This is a genomic window from Nocardioides acrostichi, from assembly GCF_015319165.1.
GTDB lineage: Bacteria > Actinomycetota > Actinomycetes > Propionibacteriales > Nocardioidaceae > Nocardioides > Nocardioides acrostichi.
The window spans coordinates 70,933-87,028 of sequence record NZ_JADIVZ010000002.1 but is presented as its reverse complement, the minus strand read 5'-3'; the positions used below and the strand labels follow the sequence as shown (position 1 = coordinate 87,028).

Sequence of the window (16,096 nt, the reverse complement as noted above, 5' to 3'; positions counted from 1 at the left end):
GGGCGCGATCACTGCAGCTCGGGCACGTTCACGGAGTCGGAGAGCCACTTCTTCTCCAACGCCTTCAGCGTGCCGTCGCTGGTCATCGCCGCCAGCGCCTCGTTCACGCAGCCAACGAGCGGGTCGCCCTTCGCGAAGAGCATGCCGAACTCCTCCTGCTCACCGGTCTCGGGCTGGAACTGCCCGACGATGACGGACTTCGAGATCTCGACGGCGGAGATGTAGAAGGCCGTGGGCAGGTCGGCCAGGATCGCGTCGACCTGGTCGTTGACCAGCGCCTGCTTGGCGGCGTTGGTGTCCTCGAAGACCGCCGGCTCGGTGGCGGGCGCGATCACGTCGCGGATCGCGGTGAGCGACGTGGTGCCGGTCTGCGCACCCAGGCGCAGGTCCTTCAGGTCGGCCAGCGACGCGGCCTCGGCACCCTTGCTGCCCTTGAGCGCGATGACGGCCTGACTGGCGGCGTAGTAGCCGTCGGAGAAGTCGACGACCTTGGCCCGCGCGGGCGTGATCGAGATCTGGTTGATGTCGAAGTCGAAGTCTTTCGCGCCCGGGGCATAGGAGGTGTTGAAGGGCACCTTGACCCAGGTCACCTGGTCGCTGGAGAACCCAAGCCGGTCGGCGACCTCGTAGGCGACGGCCGACTCGTAGCCCTTGCCGTTGGTGGGGTCGTTGTCGACGAACCACGGGTCGTAGGCGGGGCTGTCGGTACCGACGGTGAGGGTGCCGGCCTTCTGGAGCATGTCGTCGCTGACGCAGTCGGCCGGGTCACCCGAGGCCGAGGCGGACGCCGTCGCGCCGGGGTCGCTGGCGGTGGGCTCCTCGTCGGCGGGGGCGCACGAGGCCAGGGCACAGACGGCGAGAGCGGTGAGGACGGCGGCAGGAGCGGCCGCGACGCGACGAGGACGAAGGCGCATGGCGGCATCGTAGGACCGTGCGGCCACGGTCGCGTCCCCCGCCGCACCACGACCGGGTTACCGACGAGTAACGAAGCGGGTAGGCTCCCCGCTCATGGGCTATCCGCACCTGCTCGAACCGTTGGCGATCGGCCACCTCACCCTGCGCAACCGCGTGGTGATGGGATCGATGCACACCGGCCTCGAGGACTTCTCCTGGGATCTCCCCAAGCTCGCCGCGTACTTCGCCGAGCGGGCCGCCGGCGGCGTCGGACTGATCGTCACCGGGGGCTACGCACCCACCAAGCGCGGGTGGCTCAAGCCGCTCGCCTCGGAGTTGACCAACCGGCTCCACGCGGCCCGGCACGTACAGATCACCGACGCCGTACACGAGCACGGTGGCGCGATCGCGCTCCAGGTGCTGCACGCCGGTCGCTACGGCTACCACCCGCTGTCGCAGTCGGCGTCGGCGCGCAAGAGCCCGATCACGCCGTTCAAGCCGTCGGCGATGACGGCGAAGCAGGTCGACCACACGGCGTCCGCGTTCGCCCGCTCGGCCGCGCTCGCGGTGAAGGCGGGCTACGACGCGGTCGAGGTCATGGGCTCCGAGGGCTACCTCATCAACCAGTTCCTGGCCGCGCGCACCAACGACCGCACCGACGCGTGGGGCGGCAGCGCGACGAAGCGGATGCGGTTCCCGGTCGAAATCGTGCGGCGCACCCGCGAGCTGGTCGGGTCCGATCTCCCGCTCGTCTACCGCATCTCCCTGCTCGACCTGGTCCAGGGCGGTCAGACCTGGCAGGAGGTGCTCGAGCTCGCGCACCTGCTGGAGGAGGCCGGCGTCAGCGTGCTCAACACCGGCATCGGCTGGCACGAGGCGCGGGTGCCCACGATCATCACGCAGGTGCCACCGGGTGCGTGGCGACAGCACACGGCACGACTCAAGCGCGAGGTGTCGGTGCCGGTGTGCGCCTCGAACCGCATCAACACCCCCGAGCTGGCCGAGGAGATCCTGGCCGCGGGCGAGGCCGACCTGGTGTCGATGGCCCGGCCGCTGCTGGCCGACCCCGAACTGGTGAACAAGGCCGCCGCGGGCCGCAGCGACGAGATCAACACCTGCATCGCCTGCAACCAGGCCTGCCTGGACCACGTGTTCGCGAACAAGCACGCCTCGTGCCTGGTCAACCCGCGCGCCTGCCGTGAGACCACCCTGGTGCTCACCCCCACCCGCTCGAAGAAGGCCGTGGCGGTGGTCGGAGCCGGACCGGCCGGCCTGGCCGCCGCCGTCTCGGCCGCCGAGCGCGGGCTCGCGGTCACGCTGTTCGAGGCGGCTCCCGAACTCGGTGGCCAGTTCCGGCTCGCGATGGCCGTGCCCGGCAAGGAGGACTTCGCCGAGACGCTGCGCTACTACACCCGGCGCCTGGAGGTGCTCGGCGTCGACGTCCGCCGCTCGACCCGCGCGGACGTCGCCGCGTTGGCCGGCTTCGACGAGGTCGTGGTCTGCACCGGGGTGACGCCGCGAGTGCTCGACCTGCCGGGGGCCGACGACCCCCGCGTGGTCTCCTACGCCGACGGGCTCGCCGGCCGCGTCGTCCCCGGCCGCCGCGTGGCCGTCATCGGAGCGGGCGGCATCGGCGTCGACGTGTCGCACTGGCTCACCCACGACGCCTCCGAGACCGACGAGGGCTGGATGGCGCGCTGGGGCGTCGGCGACCCGGCGCAGCACCCGGGCGGCCTGATCGAGCCGGTGCGTCGCGCGCCGATGCGGGAGGTGACCCTGCTCCAGCGCAAGACCACCCCCATCGGCATCGGACTCGGCAAGACCTCGGGCTGGGCGCACCGGGCGGTGCTCAAGCAGGCCGGCGTGACGCAGGTGCCGGGCGCGACCTACGACCGCATCAGCGGCACCTCCGAGTCGGTCACGCTGCACTACGCGGTAGCCGGCACCTCGCACTCGTTGAGCGTCGACCACATCGTCGTGTGCGCGGGCCAGGAGTCGGTGCGCGGGCTGTACGACGACCTCGTCGCCGCCGGCCACCCCGCCTCTCTCGTCGGCGGCGCCGACGTCGCCGCCGAGCTCGACGCCAAGCGCGCCATCGAGCAGGGCACGCGCGTGGCCGCTGGGCTCTGAACGCCGGCGCGGCCCCCGAGTCGTCGAGGGGTGGGCGGCCCACGGCCCAGGACGGGGTCTACCCGCACGGCGCCAGGGGCAGTCATGGGGCACCCCGAGCCAGGAGATCCCCATGAACCGCACCGTCGCCCGGCTGCTCACGTCGTTGCTCGCCGGCCTGCTCGCCCCCAGCCTGCTCGGAGCCTCACCGGCCCGGTCCGAGACCACGTCGTACGACTTCAAGGTGACCTCCGGCTCGAGCTACTTCCAGGGCGGCGTGAAGTTCTCGACGAGCAAGTACCTGGCCTGGAAGGGCAAGCTGCGCGGGCCGTACTGCGAGGGCAACCGGTACGCGGTCGCCACGATCCGGGTGAAACTGCGGGGCGTGGACCAGCTACAGGAGTACCGGGCGCTGCGCACGTGCGACGGCGCCACGTCGGGCGAAGGCGTCATCAAGCCCCGGCGCAAGATGGTGTGGGCGCGGGCCGTGCTGTACGTCTGCGACTCCGACAAGGCCTCCGCGTGCGGTGCCCCGAAGGCGATCGGGCCCACGATGAAGCGGCACTACCCGCCGCAGCAATCGGGCTGAGACGCCTCGTCCTGAAGGACACCGGATCGGTACCTGCGGCCGACGCGACCGACCCCGGGTGAGCGCCAGCCTGGAGGCATGACGATCCTCCTGAGCGACCCCCGGGTCGCGGCGGTGCCGGTGCACGAGTGCGGTGAGCCGCTGGTGCGGCTGCCGCTCGACCTCGGTCCGGCCCGCGCCTGGGTGCGGCACTCGCTGGCCGCACGGCTCATCGCCGCGCAAGGCGACCTGATCGAGCGGTTCCCGGCGCTGCGGCTTCGCGTGGTCGAAGGGCACCGGTCGGTGGCCGACCAGGAGTGGATCGTCGCCGCCTACGCCGCCGAGGTGCTGAACCACCGCCCCGAGCTGGCCGAGCCCGCGCACCGGACCGAGCTGGAGCAGCTGGTCAGTCGCTTCGTCTCGCCCGCCGCCGTCGCCCCGCACGTCGCTGGCGCGGCGGTCGACCTCACGCTGGTCGACGTCACCGGAGCCGAGCTCGACCTCGGCACGCCGATCGACGCCACGCCCGAGGTCTCCGGCGGGCGCTGCTTCACGGCGTCCCCCGACATCTCGGACGACGCCCGCGCTCACCGCGACCTGCTCGCCGCCGTGCTGGGCGGCCAGGGCCTCGTCAACTATCCAACGGAGTGGTGGCACTGGAGCCACGGCGACCGCTACTGGGCTCTGGTCACCGGCGCTCCCGCCGCCCTCTACGGCCCCGCTGACGCAGGGTTGACGGGCGAGACCGCGGCATGACCGCCCTGGCCGTCGCCGCGACGCGCTCGGTGGCACCCGCCGCGACCCTCGAGATCGACCTCGCGGCCGTGGGCCACAACGCCGCGCTCCTGGCCCGTACGGTGGCTCCGACCGCAGCGCTGATGGCCGTCGTGAAGGCCGACGGGTTCGGCCACGGCGCCATCGACGTCGCGCGCACCGCGTTGACCCACGGCGCGACCTGGCTCGGCGTCACCGGGCTCACCGAGGCCCTCGACCTGCGTGGGGCCGGCCTCACCGCGCCCCTGCTCAGCTGGCTCAACCCGGTCGACCTCGACGCTGCCACCGCGCTCGAGGCGCGGGTCGACCTCGCCGTGCCCTCGATCGCGCACCTGCGCACCATCGCCACGGCCGCCCACCCGAGCCGACCGGCCCACGTGCACCTGCACCTCGACACGGGGATGGCGCGCGACGGAGCCGCGCCCGAGGAGTGGACCGAGCTGTGCCTGGCCGCCAGAGCCGTCGAGCGCACCGGCCGCGTGCGGATCGTCGGCCTCATGGGACACCTCGCCTGCGCCGACGCTCCGGGCCACCCGGCCAACGCCGCCGCGCGGGCGCGCTTCGCCCGCGGCACCGCCGTGGCCCGGGCCCTCGGTCTGCGACCCACGCACCGGCACCTCGCCGCGACGTCCGCGGCGCTGACCGACCCGCTCACCCACCACGACCTCGTGCGCGCCGGCGCCGGGCTCGTGGGCATCGATCCCACCGGCGCGCCCGATCGGCACGGGCTGCGCCCCGCGATGCGGCTGACCGCGCCGGTGGTCGGTGTGCGGCGAGTGCCCGCCGGCACGGGCGTCGGCTACGGCCACACCCACCTGACCGACCGCGCCACGACGCTCGCGCTGCTCCCGCTCGGATATGCCGACGGGCTGCCGCGCCTGGCCTCCGGGAGGGCCGAGGTGCTGCTGGCCGGGCGACGTCGCTCGATCGTCGGGCGCATCTCGATGGACCAGGTCGTGGTCGACCTCCGCGACGACGCGGTGGTACCGGGCACACCCGCCACCGTGCTCGGCCCCGGCGACGACGGCGAGCCGACGGCGGCCGACTGGGCCGCCTGGTCGGACTCGCTCGAGCACGAGGTGCTCACCGGCCTCGGCACCCGACCCCGCCTGCTGCACACCACCCGCACGCCCCAGCTGAGGAGCCTCTCGTGAACGTCCTGCCCACTCCCCCGACCCTGCCCCGCCTGCGCGTGGCCGTCATCGGGGGCGGCGCCAACGGCGAGCACGACGTCTCCCTGGCCTCGGCGGCCTCGGCCGTCGAGGCGATGGCGCCTCGTCACGACGTGGTGCCGCTGACGATCGGCCGCGACGGACGCTTCGAGCACGGTCTGGCCCGCGCCGCCGAGGCGATCGAGGGCTGCGACGTGGTGCTGCCGCTGCTGCACGGTCCGCGCGGTGAGGACGGCACGATCGCCGCCCTCGCCGACCTGGCGGGCGTGCCGCTGGTGGGCTCGGGGCTCGCTGCGGGCGCGCTCGCCATGGACAAGCACGCCACCAAGCTGGTGGCCTCCGCTGCCGGAGTGGCCACGGCCCCCGGCAGCGTCGTGACTGCCGCCACGTCCCTGCCGCGGCCCGGCCACGCCGCGGTGGTCAAGCCGGTGGCGGCCGGCTCCAGCCTCGGGGTCACCTTCGTGCCAGTCGGCGGCGACCTGACCGCAGCGGTGCGCGAGGCGCTGCGCCACGACTCCCGGGTACTGGTCGAGCGGGCCATCGAGGGCCGCGAGGTCGACCTCGCCGTGCTCGGTCGCCCCGACGGCAGCCGCTACGTCGCACCGGCGCTCGAGATCATCTGCCCGGGCGTGTTCGACCTCGACACCAAGTACGACGGCACCGCCGACTTCCATGTGCCTGCCGCGCTCGCAGCCGGCGACCTGGCGGTGCTCGAGGAGGCCGCGCTGGCGACGTACGACGCCCTGGGCTGCGCCGGGCTCGCCCGCGTCGACTTCTTCCTCACCACCGACGGCCCGGTGCTCAACGAGGTCAACACCACCCCCGGGTTCACCGCCGCCAGCCAGGCACCCCGCATGTTCGCCGCGGCCGGACTCGGCTACGCCGACCTGCTCGACGTGTTGCTGGACGACGCCCTCGTCTGCGCGCGCGGCCTCGCCGCCGCGTGAGCGCGCGCACCGGGCGCATCGACGGGCTCGACCTGCTGCGCGGCGTCGCCGTCGGCCTGGTCGTGCTGCGGCACGCGGTGCCCGGCCCGTTCCCGGGGGCGGGCGTGGTCGGCGTCGTCATGTTCTTCGCGCTGTCCGGCTGGCTCATCACCGGGCTGCTCGCCGACGAGCTGGCGCGCACGGGGCACCTCGACCTGCGCGCGTTCTACCGGCGCCGGGTCCGGCGGCTGGTGCCGCCGCTGCTGGTGATGCTGGCCGGCTACACCCTGGTCACCCTGACCCTCGACCCGCTCGGCGAGCGAGGCGACCTGCTGCGCACCCTCGCGGTGGCCTTGACCTGGATCGGCGACCTGCCGGTGCTGCACGCCGACGGCGCGACCTTCCACCTCTGGACCCTGGCCCTGGAGGAGCAGTTCTACCTGCTCTGGCCCGGATTGCTGCTGCTCGCGCACCGCCGCGCGCGCCGCGGTCTCGGCGTCGCGGGCGCCGCGCTTGTCTGCCTGACCGGGCTGCTCGCCACCGCGGCGTGGCTGTGGCCCGACCCCGACCTCGCCTACGCCCTGCCCACCTCGTGGGCGGGTTGCTTCGTGGTCGGTGGCGGGGCCAGGCTGTACGCCCGTCGACTGCCGAGAATGCCGCGTTGGACGGCCCCCGTGGCGCTCGCGGTGCTGGGGGTGCTCTGCGTGGTTCCATGGCGTGGCCACACCTCAGCCCACTGGCTGACCTATCTCGTAGGAGGGCCCGTGATCGCCGCGCTGACGGTCGTGCTCGTGCTCGCCTGGCGCGACCGGGTGCGCGTCACCGGACCGGCCCGGGTGCTGGTGTCGCTGGGCGTCGTGTCCTACGCGGTGTACCTCTGGGACTACCCGCTGGCGCTGTGGTTGCGCCCGCACGGCGCGTGGGCCGCGGGGGCGGCGGTGCCGCTGGCGCTCGCCGCGGCCTGGCTGACCCGGCGTTTCGTCGAGTTGCCGCTCGCCCGCCGGCGGCAGGCGACGCCGCGGGTCGTCGTCCGGGATGCGGCGTGACCGCCCCGGTCTGGCAACGGTGGCTGCCGGACTGCACGGCGGGCCTGGCGACTCTCGTGCTGGGTCTCCTCGAGACCTACGTGGTCGGATTCACCTCGTCGGTCGGGAGACGTCCCGACATCTTGCTGTTCGTGCTCCTGCTGACCGCCGCGGTCACGGTGGCCCGGCACCTTCCGGCCGCGGCCCTGACGCTGATCTGGGTCGCCGGGTTCCTCCAGGTGGCCTGGACGCTGCCCTTGCTCCTCGTCGAGGTGTGCGTCTGCTACGTCGCCTTCGCGTGCTCGCGCTGGGGTCGCCTGGCCACCCTGTGGACCAGCCTCGTCTCGATCCCCGCCGTGGCGCTGATCGGCGCGATCGTGGTGCGGGAGAACCCCTACGGCACCCTCGTCCCGCTCCTCCAGCAGCACAGGTCGCTGCAAGCGCGGCTCTACGACGGCTACGACGCCGGCCTCCCCCTGATCCTGGTCGGCATCGTCGGTCTCGGGCTCCTCCTCGGCCTTCCGTGGCTGGCCGGACTCGCCGTCCGCATGACCACCCGCGCCCGCACCTCGGAGGCGCACCAGGCCGAGGCCGAGGCCGACCGCGCCACCGCGCTGGTGCAGGCCGAACAGGCCGAGCAGATCGCCCAGCTCCGTGAGGACCAGGCCCGCCTGGCCCGCGACGTGCACGACGTCGTGGGGCACTCCCTCGCGGTGATCCTGGCCCAGGCCGAGTCGGCCCAGTTCCGCGACGACCTCGACAGTGCCAAGCTCAAGGAGACGATGGCGACCATCGCCACCTCTGCCCGCTCCTCGCTGCGCGACGTACGGCAGGTGTTGCGCACCACCTCCGAGGCGGGTGCGCCCGCCGCGGCGGCGGCCACCGACCGGTTCACCGAGCTCGTCGACGGCGTCCGCGGTGCCGGCGCGCAGGTCGAGGTGAGCGAGGAGGGTCGGCCCCAGCCGCTGCCTCCCGACCTCGCCGAGGTCGCCCACCGGGTGCTCCAGGAGATGCTCACCAACGCCATGCGGCATGGCCGCCGGGGTGCGGTGATCCACGTGGAACGCCACTGGGAGGGCGAGCTGAGGCTCGAGGTGCGCAATCTCGCCGACCCCACTCCGAGCGCCGACGAGACCCAGCCGATGGTCGTGACGGCACCGGACGCCGAGGGCGGGCAGGGACTCCTCGGCATGCGGCGCCGGGTCGAGGCCGTCGGCGGCCATCTCGACGTGCGCCGACGCGCGGACGCCGCGCCCGGCGGCGAGGCCGTGGTGTCGTGGACGACGACCGCCTGGATCCCGGTGCGTGCCCGATGACTTCCTCCACCCCCGAGATCGGCGTGCTGCTGGTCGACGACCAGGATCTGTTCCGCGAGGGCGTGCGCACCATCGTCGACGCGCAGCCCGGCCTTGCCGTGGTGGGGTCGGCGTCCGACGGCCTCGAGGCGGTGCGCCTGGTCGAGGAGCTGGTGCCCGACGTCGTGCTCATGGACATCCGGATGCCCGAGATGGACGGCGTCGAGGCGACCCGGCAGATCTTCTCCCCCGACCGCGTGGCCCGCCGCGCCAAGCCGGTGCGCGTGGTGGTGCTGACCACCTTCGACCTCGACGACCGAGCCGCCACCGCGATCCGCCACGGCGCCTCCGGCTTCCTGCTCAAGGACGCCACCCCACTCCAACTGGCCGACGCGATCCGCACCGTGCACGCGGGCAACGCGGTGCTCGCCCCCACCGACCTCACCACCCTGCTCGACGGCGCCTTCCGCGCGCGGGTGAGCGTGCCGGCGTCCTTCTCGGGCCTGACCGACAAGGAGCGCGAGGTGTTCGCCGCCGTGGCAGCCGGACTCTCCAACACCGAGATCGCCGCCCGCGTCTTCGCCTCCGAGTCGACCGTGAAGACCCACGTCGGCGCGATCCTGCGCAAGCTCGACCTGCGCGACCGCGTGCAGATCGTCGTGTTCGCCCACGAGCACGGGCTGGTGTGAACGCCCGCAGCATGTAACGCGGTGTTGCGCATGTAACGCGGTGTTGCGCATGTAACGCGGTGTTGCACATGTAACGCGGTGTTGCACCGGCTGGCGCGGGGCTATACACCCGTCCCAGTCCGTGCAACACCGCGTTACATGCGCGATCGGCGACCACCGGCACCGGGTAGGTTCAGGTCATGCCTGGTGAGGTGAACCGCGACCCCGTCTGCCTTTTCTGTCGCATCGTCGACGGCGAGATTCCGAGCATCACGGTGCACGAGGACGATTCCACGTTGGCGTTCATGGACATCAGCCCGGCCACCGACGGCCACCTGCTGGTGATCCCGAAGAAGCACGCGAAGGATCTCGGCGAGATCGGGGCCGACGACCTCGCCGCTGTCACGTCCGTCGCCCAGAAGCTGGCCCGAGTACAGCTCGACAAGCTCGGCGCCACCGGCGTGAACCTCATCAACAACTGGGGCGAGTCGGCCTGGCAGAGCGTCTTCCACTTCCACCTGCACGTGATCCCGCGCTACGCCGACGACCCCGCCAAGGACTCGCTGAAGCTGCCCTGGAACCCCACCCCTGGCGATCAGGACCGGATCGCCGCGGCGGCCGCCGCACTGACCGACTGAGCCCGCGACCTAGGCTCGCAGCCATGGCCGGACAGATCCGCGACTACACCGACTCCGAGGCCAGGGCGGCCCTGCCCTGCAAGTGGGGGGCGGTGCCCGAGGGCACGCTGCCCGCGTGGGTGGCGGAGATGGACTACGCCCCCGCCTCGGCCATCACCGCCGCCCTCAACGGTGCGGTCGGGCGCGGCGTGCTGGGCTACCCGCCCTTCGGCGGCCACGGGCCCGACGGCGACCTCGAAGCCGCGTTCCGCGGCTTCGCCGAGCGGCACTGGGGTTGGTCGCTGCCCGCGGGCGCGACGACGGTCGTCGGAGATGTCGTCGATGGCATCCGGCTGGCGCTCGACCACCTCTGTCCGCCCGGACCCGTCGTCATCCCACTGCCCTGCTATCCGCCGTTCCGCGAGGTCGTCGAGCTGGCCGGGCGCGAGGCGCGGTACGTCGCGCTCGACCCGGACGCCGAGCGCGCCGAGCTCGACCTCGACGCCGTCCGCACAGCCTTCGACGAAGGCGCCCGAACCCTGCTGCTGTGCAGCCCCCACAACCCCTGGGGCCGGGTGTTCACCCGCGCCGAGCTCGAGGCCGTCCGGGATCTCGCGGCGCAGTACGACGCCCGCGTCGTGGCCGACGAGATCCACGCGCCGCTGGTGCTGCCGGGCGGGGCGAAGTTCACCCCCTACCTCGACGTCGACCCGACCGGCCTGAGCGTTCTGAGCCACTCCAAGTCGTTCAACACCCCGGGCCTGAAGTGCGCGCAGCTGATCAGCCTGCGCGACGACGACCGCGAGGCGATCGCCGCGCTGCCGCACAGCGCCAACCACGGCTGGTCGGTGCTGGGCATGATCGCCGGGGTCGCCGCCTGGCGAGACAGCGACCTGTGGCTGCTCGCCCTGCGCCAACGGCTCGACGTCCTGCGCGAGGATCTCTCCGAGCACCTGGCCGAGCGCCTGCCGCAGGCCCGGATGCGGCCCCTGGAAGCGACGTACCTGGCCTGGATCGATCTGCGCGCCTACGGCGTCAGCGACCCGGCGACCCTCGGACGCAAGCACGGGGTGAGGGTCGCGCCCGGGCACGACTACCAGCCCGGCCTGGACGGCCACGTACGACTCAATATCGCCACCTCGGCCGACCGGCTCGAGGAGATCGTCACGCGGCTGGCGAAGGCGTTGACTGCATGAGCGCACCGGAGCCCGACCCGGCCGCGGGCTCGCGGCCGGTGCACCTGCCACCGGGATTCGCGGCCGAGCTCATCGCGGCGGCGGCCCTCGACGCGGTGCACGTCGGCCGTCACACCCGGGGCCACGACCTCCTCAGCGACCGACGGCGTCTCGAGGTGAAGTCCGCGTCGGTCAAGCCCACCGGAGAGCTGGAGATCCGAACGGGCCTCTCCTTCCCGCCGAGCGACACCGACATCGTGCTGGTCACCACCAGCGGGGCCGAGGAGACCGCGACCGCGCGCGTCGCGATGCACGGCACCTCGATCAGCGTGCATCTCCAGGCCACGCTCTCCCGCTCGGAGGGCGCCGTCGGCGTCTACCTCTGGACGGCGGATCAGGCTGCCGCAGCGACCCCGCACCGCGCCAACCACGACCGGGAGGGTCGACACGTCGGCAACACCTGGCGTATCGACCCCACCACCTGCCAGCACGTGGCGCTCTGACCCTCGTTCGGCGCAGCTCTCTTCAGCGCCTCCACCGCCCACGTTTGGTCGGAAACTGCATCCAGATCGCCGATTTTGCCCACGTTTGGGACCAAACGGCGTCCACAAGACCACAAACCCGGGCCAACTCACGCCTCGATCCGGGCCCGCTTCCGCACGAGGGGCCGGGCGGCGTGGGGCAGCCAGGTGCGGGTGATGTAGTCGACGACGTGCACGCCGGCGGGGGCTTCGATGCGGTGCAGGCCGGGCACCTTGTCGCCACGACCCTCCATCAGCGCGGAGTAGACCTCCCACTCCCGGCGCTTGCGGGGGGCGCGGGAGGCGTCGAAGTCGATGGCGCTCCAGTGGGCGAACTCGTCCTGGTCGAGCCACTTCAGCTCGATGCACAGCCCCTCGGGGGCGATGAGGCGCTGGGAGGACTCGGGGAACTCGCGCACCTCCCACTCGAAGGCCTTGACGAACGTGAACTCCGGGCCCATGGGGTAGATCCACGGCTCGAGGAAGCGGTAGCCGAGGTCGATCCACGCCACCTGCTCGCTCTCGACCGAGACGGGGTGGCGGGGCACGGCCACGACGGCACCGGAGTCGTGCAACTGCCAGGAGAGGTCGCGCAGCACGTCGACACCCTCGGTGGTGAGCACCATGTCGCCGTCCCACTTCATCGAGTAGGCGGTGCGCACGTGGCTGAACGACCAGTTGTAGAAGTGCACGAGCGAGTGCACGGAGTCGTGCCGGGTGCCGAGGTGCTCGCTGCCCGCGCGCGCGACCTGGTGGGGATAGGTGAGCCCGAGGTAGCGCTCGCTCGCGCCGCACTCGGCGGCGATGCGCTGGCCGAGCTCGCCGGTGCCGTCGTCGGAGAGGTTGTCGACGAGGACGACCGCATCGACGGCCTCGAGCATCGGCGGCAGCACCCACGGCAGGTTGCGCGCCTCGTTCTTCACGCGGAAGACGCAGCTCAGCCCCGGGGCCAACGGTCCGCGCTTCCACGGCCACCGCACGTCGAAGTCGTGGTGGCCCTCGAGTGTGGGGACGTCGGCGCCACGCACCGGGCTCATCAGCGCTCCCGCCCAGCCGCCTTGCGCAGCCCCTGCCGAACGCCCGTGGGCACCATGGCACGCACGCCGTGCGGCACCCGGTCCGACATCCGCTTCGCCGGCGGTTGCTGGTTCAGGCCGGCGCGGAACCGTGCCGCGGCCGTCGACTGCGTGAGCGCCTCCGCCCCTTCGTACATCGCCGTGTAGGCGGCCCGCAGCTCGTCGAGGGCGTCGTGGACGGCGGGGGTGTCGCCATCGTCGTCGGCGAGGCCGTCGAGATGGGTCCACGCCTCCTGGGCGATCTCGCGCAGGGGAGCCGGGATCTCCAGCTCGTCCCACCCGATGTCGACGCGGCGCAGGGAGGGGTCGATGAAGGCGTGCACCTTGCGGATGTCGTTGGCCGCCGCGGACTTCACGGCGTCGAGGTCGAAGCGCTGGCCCAGACCGAAGGTCGGCACGGTCCAGTCGTCGAGCATGTCGTGGTAGCGCACGAAGGCGCGTTCGTGGCCGCGGGTGGCCCGCTCGGTGTGCAGCATCATGTTGATCCAGGCCGCGGTACGCCCCACCTCGGTGGAGCGGGCGTCGTAGACGCGCTGCTTGCTGCCGACCACCTCGGTCACGGGTCGCAGCATGGTCACGTATCCCACCCGGGCATCGCAGCGCGTGGCGGCCGAGCGCCACAGGCCGAGGAACCACGCGAGGCGAGGATCCTTGATCACCAACTCCGGACCATGCTCGGTGAACTCGGCCTCCAGCCACTCGTGCAACCGCCGGCGCACTCGCTCGTGGTTGGTCAGCTTGCCGGACTCGAACCACGCCTGCGGGCGGGCGTCGGAGACGGCGACGTTGCACCTGCGCAGCAGGTCGTCGTGGAAGTCGACGACCCACTGGGGCTCGCCGAACCCCTTGGGGTTGCTCTCGTCGGCGTCGACCTCGGGCTGCGGCACGTGCATGCCGAGCGCCTGGAGGGAGCCGGCCATGGTGCTGGTGCCGCTGCGCCCGGAGCCGACGACGAAGACCAGTCGGCGCCCCGCGGGAGGCTGGAGGATCTCGGGGGGCCCGGCAGCCGGGCTCGGCGCTGGGCTCGGCGCATCGACCATGGGCGACAGCCTAACCAGGGGCAGCGTCGGGCCATCCCCCGACGCGTCAGCCCAACGAGCGGGTCTGCGCGGCGACTACCTCCGCGAGCCAGTGGAACGAGGCCTTCGGTGTGCGCCGCCCCGTGGTGGCGTCCACGTGGACGAGTCCGCGCTGGTCGGAGCGACCCCGTGACCACGAGAACCCGTCGAGCAGCGACCACACGTAGAGACCCCGGACGTCGACCCCGCGGTGCACAGCCTGCGACACGGCCTCGAGATGACCGGCCAGGTGCTCGATGCGACGGACGTCGTCGATCTCGCCGTCCGTGCCCACCGGGTCTGCGAACGAGGCACCCAGGCCGGTCACCACGAGCGGCGGTAGGGCCGCCCGGTACCTGGCACGGAAGGTGATCAGCCACTCGCGCAGAGCCGTGGGCACGACCGGCCACCCGGCGTCCGTGGTCGGGTAGCCGACCGTCTCGAACATCTCGAACGGCATGAGGGATCCGGGGTCGCTGGCACCGATGCGGAACGGGGCATGGTGGCTCACTCCGTAGAAGTCCAGCGGCTGACGCATCGTCGCGACGTCGCCGTCCAGCAGCAGGTCGTCGAGCAGGGGTGTCAGGTCGGCCGGGTAACGGCCCAGCAGCATGGGCTCGGTGAACATGCCGTTCCACAGCGCGTCGAAGATCTTGCTCGCCCCGACGTCGGCGTCGTCCTCCGAGAGCGGCCACACCGGTGCGTGCTGATTGGCACAACCCACCTGCTGCACCCCCGTCGCTCGCAGCGCCGCGACGGCGCGCCCGTGCCCGAGGACGAGGTGGTGCGCCACGTGCAGGGCATCGAGACCCAGTTCACGACCGGGAGCGTGCTGACCGAAGGCGTTGCCCGCGAACGCGGCGACGGCGGGCTCGTTCACCGGTACCCACTGCGGCACCCGGTCCGCGAGACGGCCAGCCACGATCGCCGCGTAGTCGGCGAAGCGTTCGATCGTCTCGCGGTTGAGCCACCCGCCGTCGTCCTCGAGCGCCTGCGGCAGATCCCAGTGGTACAACGTCACCATCGGCGAGATGCCCGCCGCGAGCAGCCGGTCGACCAGCCGGTCGTAGTGGTCCAGGCCGCGCGGGTCGAGGGTGCGGCCGTCGGGCTGCACCCGTGGCCACGACACCGAGAACCGGTAGCCGCGCACGCCGAGATCGGCCAGCAGGTCGACGTCCTCACGCGCGCGACGGTAGTGGTCGGCGGCCTGCGCCGGAGTGCTGCCGTCGTCGATGCGACCGGGCTGGGCGGCGAAGGTGTCCCAGATCGACGGCCCCCGGCCGTCGGCGTCGGTCGCGCCCTCCACCTCGGTCGCCGAGGTGGCCACACCGAGTACGAAACCGGGCGGCAGCTGCGGGAGCGGCCACCCCGGCCGACTCTCCGCCGCCTGCGACATGGGCAGAATGATGCCCGTGGTCGTCGAGGTACGAAGGGGAAATGCTCGCTTCTTCACCCGTGAGGTGGGCAGGCAGACCCGGCATGCTTTCTCGTTCGGAGAGCACTACGACCCCGAACGGCTCTCGTTCGGGGCCGTGGTCTGCCACGACGAGCACGTGCTCGGCGACGGCCGCGGCTTCGACACGCACCGCCACAGCGGGCTGGAGATCGTCACGGTCGTGCTCTCCGGCGCCCTGCGCCATCGCGACTCCTCGGGCACCGACACCGTACTGAGCGCCGGATCGGCGGCCCTGCTCTCCGCCGGCGCCGGGGTGGAGCACTCCGAGCACGCCGTCGGGCCCACCCGGTTCGTGCAGGTCTGGCTCACCGGCGACGACCCCGACGCCGCGCCCGCCTACACGGCGACCGTGCTGCCGACGTCCGAGCAGCTCGCGGACGCCGGACTCTCACCCGCCGCCGGCGGCGCGCGGCTGCTGGTGGCCCAGGTGCCGGCGGGGCGCACGCTCACCCTGCCGGCCGCTCCCCGGCTGCACGTCTACGTGGCTCGTGGAGCATTCAGGCGCTCCTCGCTCGCCGAGCCGCTCGAGGCTGGCGACGCCTTCTTGTGCACCGACGAGCCGGACCACGACGTCGTCGCTGCGGTCGACTCGACGGTGCTGGCGTGGCAGCTGGACGGGTAGCTCGGCCGGCAGGCCGTGACCGCGAGCCGGCCCGCGGGCCGGCCGACGCATCACCCGGCGACCCTGGGCGTCGTTCGCGACGGCGCCGATGAGTTCCCGGGCCTGGCCGGGTCCACCCTCGTGAGGGCACACTTCAGGCG

16 protein-coding genes are annotated in these 16,096 nt (G+C 72.7%); 12 read left to right on the top strand and 4 right to left on the bottom strand.

Going from position 1 to position 16,096, the window contains the following annotated elements:
- Positions 1 to 8 precede the first annotated feature (8 nt).
- Positions 9 to 914, bottom strand: a complete 906-nt coding sequence (locus ISG29_RS05345; protein WP_194502370.1) for an ABC transporter substrate-binding protein — start codon at positions 912 to 914, stop codon at positions 9 to 11.
- A 94-nt stretch (positions 915 to 1,008) separates the two neighbouring features.
- On the opposite strand from ISG29_RS05345, the gene ISG29_RS05340 reads away from it, so the two are divergent.
- From ISG29_RS05340 to ISG29_RS05290, 11 genes are all read left to right on the top strand, one after another.
- Positions 1,009 to 3,024 carry an NADPH-dependent 2,4-dienoyl-CoA reductase gene (locus ISG29_RS05340; RefSeq protein WP_194502369.1) on the top strand — a complete coding sequence of 672 codons (2,016 nt, stop codon included), beginning with the start codon at positions 1,009 to 1,011 and terminating at the stop codon, positions 3,022 to 3,024.
- A gap of 112 nt (positions 3,025 to 3,136) precedes the next feature.
- A complete protein-coding gene (locus tag ISG29_RS05335) occupies positions 3,137 to 3,592 on the top strand; it encodes a hypothetical protein (protein WP_194502368.1) in 456 nt (151 codons plus the stop codon).
- A gap of 78 nt (positions 3,593 to 3,670) precedes the next feature.
- The gene (locus ISG29_RS05330) at positions 3,671 to 4,327 is read left to right on the top strand and encodes a M15 family metallopeptidase (RefSeq protein ID WP_194502367.1); all 657 of its coding nucleotides are present in this window, start codon (positions 3,671 to 3,673) and stop codon (positions 4,325 to 4,327) included.
- Positions 4,324 to 5,499, top strand: a complete 1,176-nt coding sequence (gene alr, locus ISG29_RS05325; RefSeq protein WP_194502366.1) for an alanine racemase — start codon at positions 4,324 to 4,326, stop codon at positions 5,497 to 5,499. Before ISG29_RS05330 ends, alr begins: the two co-directional genes overlap by 4 nt.
- The gene (locus ISG29_RS05320; protein WP_194502365.1) at positions 5,496 to 6,464 is read left to right on the top strand and encodes a D-alanine--D-alanine ligase; all 969 of its coding nucleotides are present in this window, start codon (positions 5,496 to 5,498) and stop codon (positions 6,462 to 6,464) included. Before alr ends, ISG29_RS05320 begins: the two co-directional genes overlap by 4 nt.
- Positions 6,461 to 7,489: an acyltransferase family protein gene (locus ISG29_RS05315; RefSeq protein WP_194502364.1), complete on the top strand. Its 1,029-nt coding sequence runs from the start codon at positions 6,461 to 6,463 to the stop codon at positions 7,487 to 7,489. Before ISG29_RS05320 ends, ISG29_RS05315 begins: the two co-directional genes overlap by 4 nt.
- Positions 7,486 to 8,784, top strand: a complete 1,299-nt coding sequence (locus tag ISG29_RS21525) for a sensor histidine kinase (protein WP_194502363.1) — start codon at positions 7,486 to 7,488, stop codon at positions 8,782 to 8,784. Before ISG29_RS05315 ends, ISG29_RS21525 begins: the two co-directional genes overlap by 4 nt.
- Positions 8,781 to 9,452, top strand: a complete 672-nt coding sequence (locus ISG29_RS05305; RefSeq protein ID WP_194502362.1) for a response regulator — start codon at positions 8,781 to 8,783, stop codon at positions 9,450 to 9,452. Before ISG29_RS21525 ends, ISG29_RS05305 begins: the two co-directional genes overlap by 4 nt.
- Before the next feature lie 179 nt (positions 9,453 to 9,631).
- Positions 9,632 to 10,069: an HIT family protein gene (locus ISG29_RS05300; RefSeq protein WP_194502361.1), complete on the top strand. Its 438-nt coding sequence runs from the start codon at positions 9,632 to 9,634 to the stop codon at positions 10,067 to 10,069.
- Positions 10,070 to 10,092: 23 nt separating this feature from the next.
- Positions 10,093 to 11,244, top strand: coding sequence for a MalY/PatB family protein (locus ISG29_RS05295; protein WP_194502360.1), 1,152 nt, complete (start codon positions 10,093 to 10,095; stop codon positions 11,242 to 11,244).
- Entirely contained in the window at positions 11,241 to 11,726 is a 486-nt protein-coding gene (locus ISG29_RS05290) for a hypothetical protein (protein WP_194502359.1), read from the top strand. The genes ISG29_RS05295 and ISG29_RS05290 overlap by 4 nt, the downstream gene beginning before the upstream one ends.
- A 128-nt stretch (positions 11,727 to 11,854) precedes the next feature.
- On the opposite strand, the gene ISG29_RS05285 is transcribed toward ISG29_RS05290, so the two are convergent.
- The 3 genes from ISG29_RS05285 to ISG29_RS05275 are packed head-to-tail and all read right to left on the bottom strand — an operon-like array spanning position 11,855 to position 15,274.
- Positions 11,855 to 12,781, bottom strand: a complete 927-nt coding sequence (locus tag ISG29_RS05285) for a glycosyltransferase family protein (RefSeq protein WP_194502358.1) — start codon at positions 12,779 to 12,781, stop codon at positions 11,855 to 11,857.
- On the bottom strand, positions 12,781 to 13,860 hold the full coding sequence (locus tag ISG29_RS05280; protein ID WP_235958594.1) for a sulfotransferase family protein: 1,080 nt from the start codon (positions 13,858 to 13,860) through the stop codon (positions 12,781 to 12,783). Before ISG29_RS05280 ends, ISG29_RS05285 begins: the two co-directional genes overlap by 1 nt.
- A 46-nt stretch (positions 13,861 to 13,906) precedes the next feature.
- Entirely contained in the window at positions 13,907 to 15,274 is a 1,368-nt protein-coding gene (locus tag ISG29_RS05275; RefSeq protein ID WP_194502357.1) for a glycoside hydrolase family 1 protein, read from the bottom strand.
- Positions 15,275 to 15,338: 64 nt separating this feature from the next.
- Between ISG29_RS05275 and ISG29_RS05270 the strand changes: the two genes are divergently transcribed.
- Entirely contained in the window at positions 15,339 to 15,956 is a 618-nt protein-coding gene (locus tag ISG29_RS05270; protein ID WP_194502356.1) for a pirin family protein, read from the top strand.
- Positions 15,957 to 16,096: the final 140 nt, after the last annotated feature.

What these genes read in the sequence shown, in the direction of transcription:
- ISG29_RS05280 (WP_235958594.1), bottom strand. Translation starts at nt 13,860, where the DNA reads ATGGTCGATGCGCCGAGCCCAGCGCCGAGCCCGGCTGCCGGGCCCCCC.
- ISG29_RS05345 (WP_194502370.1), bottom strand. Translation starts at nt 914, where the DNA reads ATGCGCCTTCGTCCTCGTCGCGTCGCGGCCGCTCCTGCCGCCGTCCTC.
- ISG29_RS05295 (WP_194502360.1), top strand. Translation starts at nt 10,093, where the DNA reads ATGGCCGGACAGATCCGCGACTACACCGACTCCGAGGCCAGGGCGGCC.
- ISG29_RS05275 (WP_194502357.1), bottom strand. Translation starts at nt 15,274, where the DNA reads ATGTCGCAGGCGGCGGAGAGTCGGCCGGGGTGGCCGCTCCCGCAGCTG.
- ISG29_RS05300 (WP_194502361.1), top strand. Translation starts at nt 9,632, where the DNA reads ATGCCTGGTGAGGTGAACCGCGACCCCGTCTGCCTTTTCTGTCGCATC.
- ISG29_RS05340 (WP_194502369.1), top strand. Translation starts at nt 1,009, where the DNA reads ATGGGCTATCCGCACCTGCTCGAACCGTTGGCGATCGGCCACCTCACC.
- alr (WP_194502366.1), top strand. Translation starts at nt 4,324, where the DNA reads ATGACCGCCCTGGCCGTCGCCGCGACGCGCTCGGTGGCACCCGCCGCG.
- ISG29_RS05290 (WP_194502359.1), top strand. Translation starts at nt 11,241, where the DNA reads ATGAGCGCACCGGAGCCCGACCCGGCCGCGGGCTCGCGGCCGGTGCAC.
- ISG29_RS05285 (WP_194502358.1), bottom strand. Translation starts at nt 12,781, where the DNA reads ATGAGCCCGGTGCGTGGCGCCGACGTCCCCACACTCGAGGGCCACCAC.
- ISG29_RS05335 (WP_194502368.1), top strand. Translation starts at nt 3,137, where the DNA reads ATGAACCGCACCGTCGCCCGGCTGCTCACGTCGTTGCTCGCCGGCCTG.
- ISG29_RS05305 (WP_194502362.1), top strand. Translation starts at nt 8,781, where the DNA reads ATGACTTCCTCCACCCCCGAGATCGGCGTGCTGCTGGTCGACGACCAG.
- ISG29_RS05330 (WP_194502367.1), top strand. Translation starts at nt 3,671, where the DNA reads ATGACGATCCTCCTGAGCGACCCCCGGGTCGCGGCGGTGCCGGTGCAC.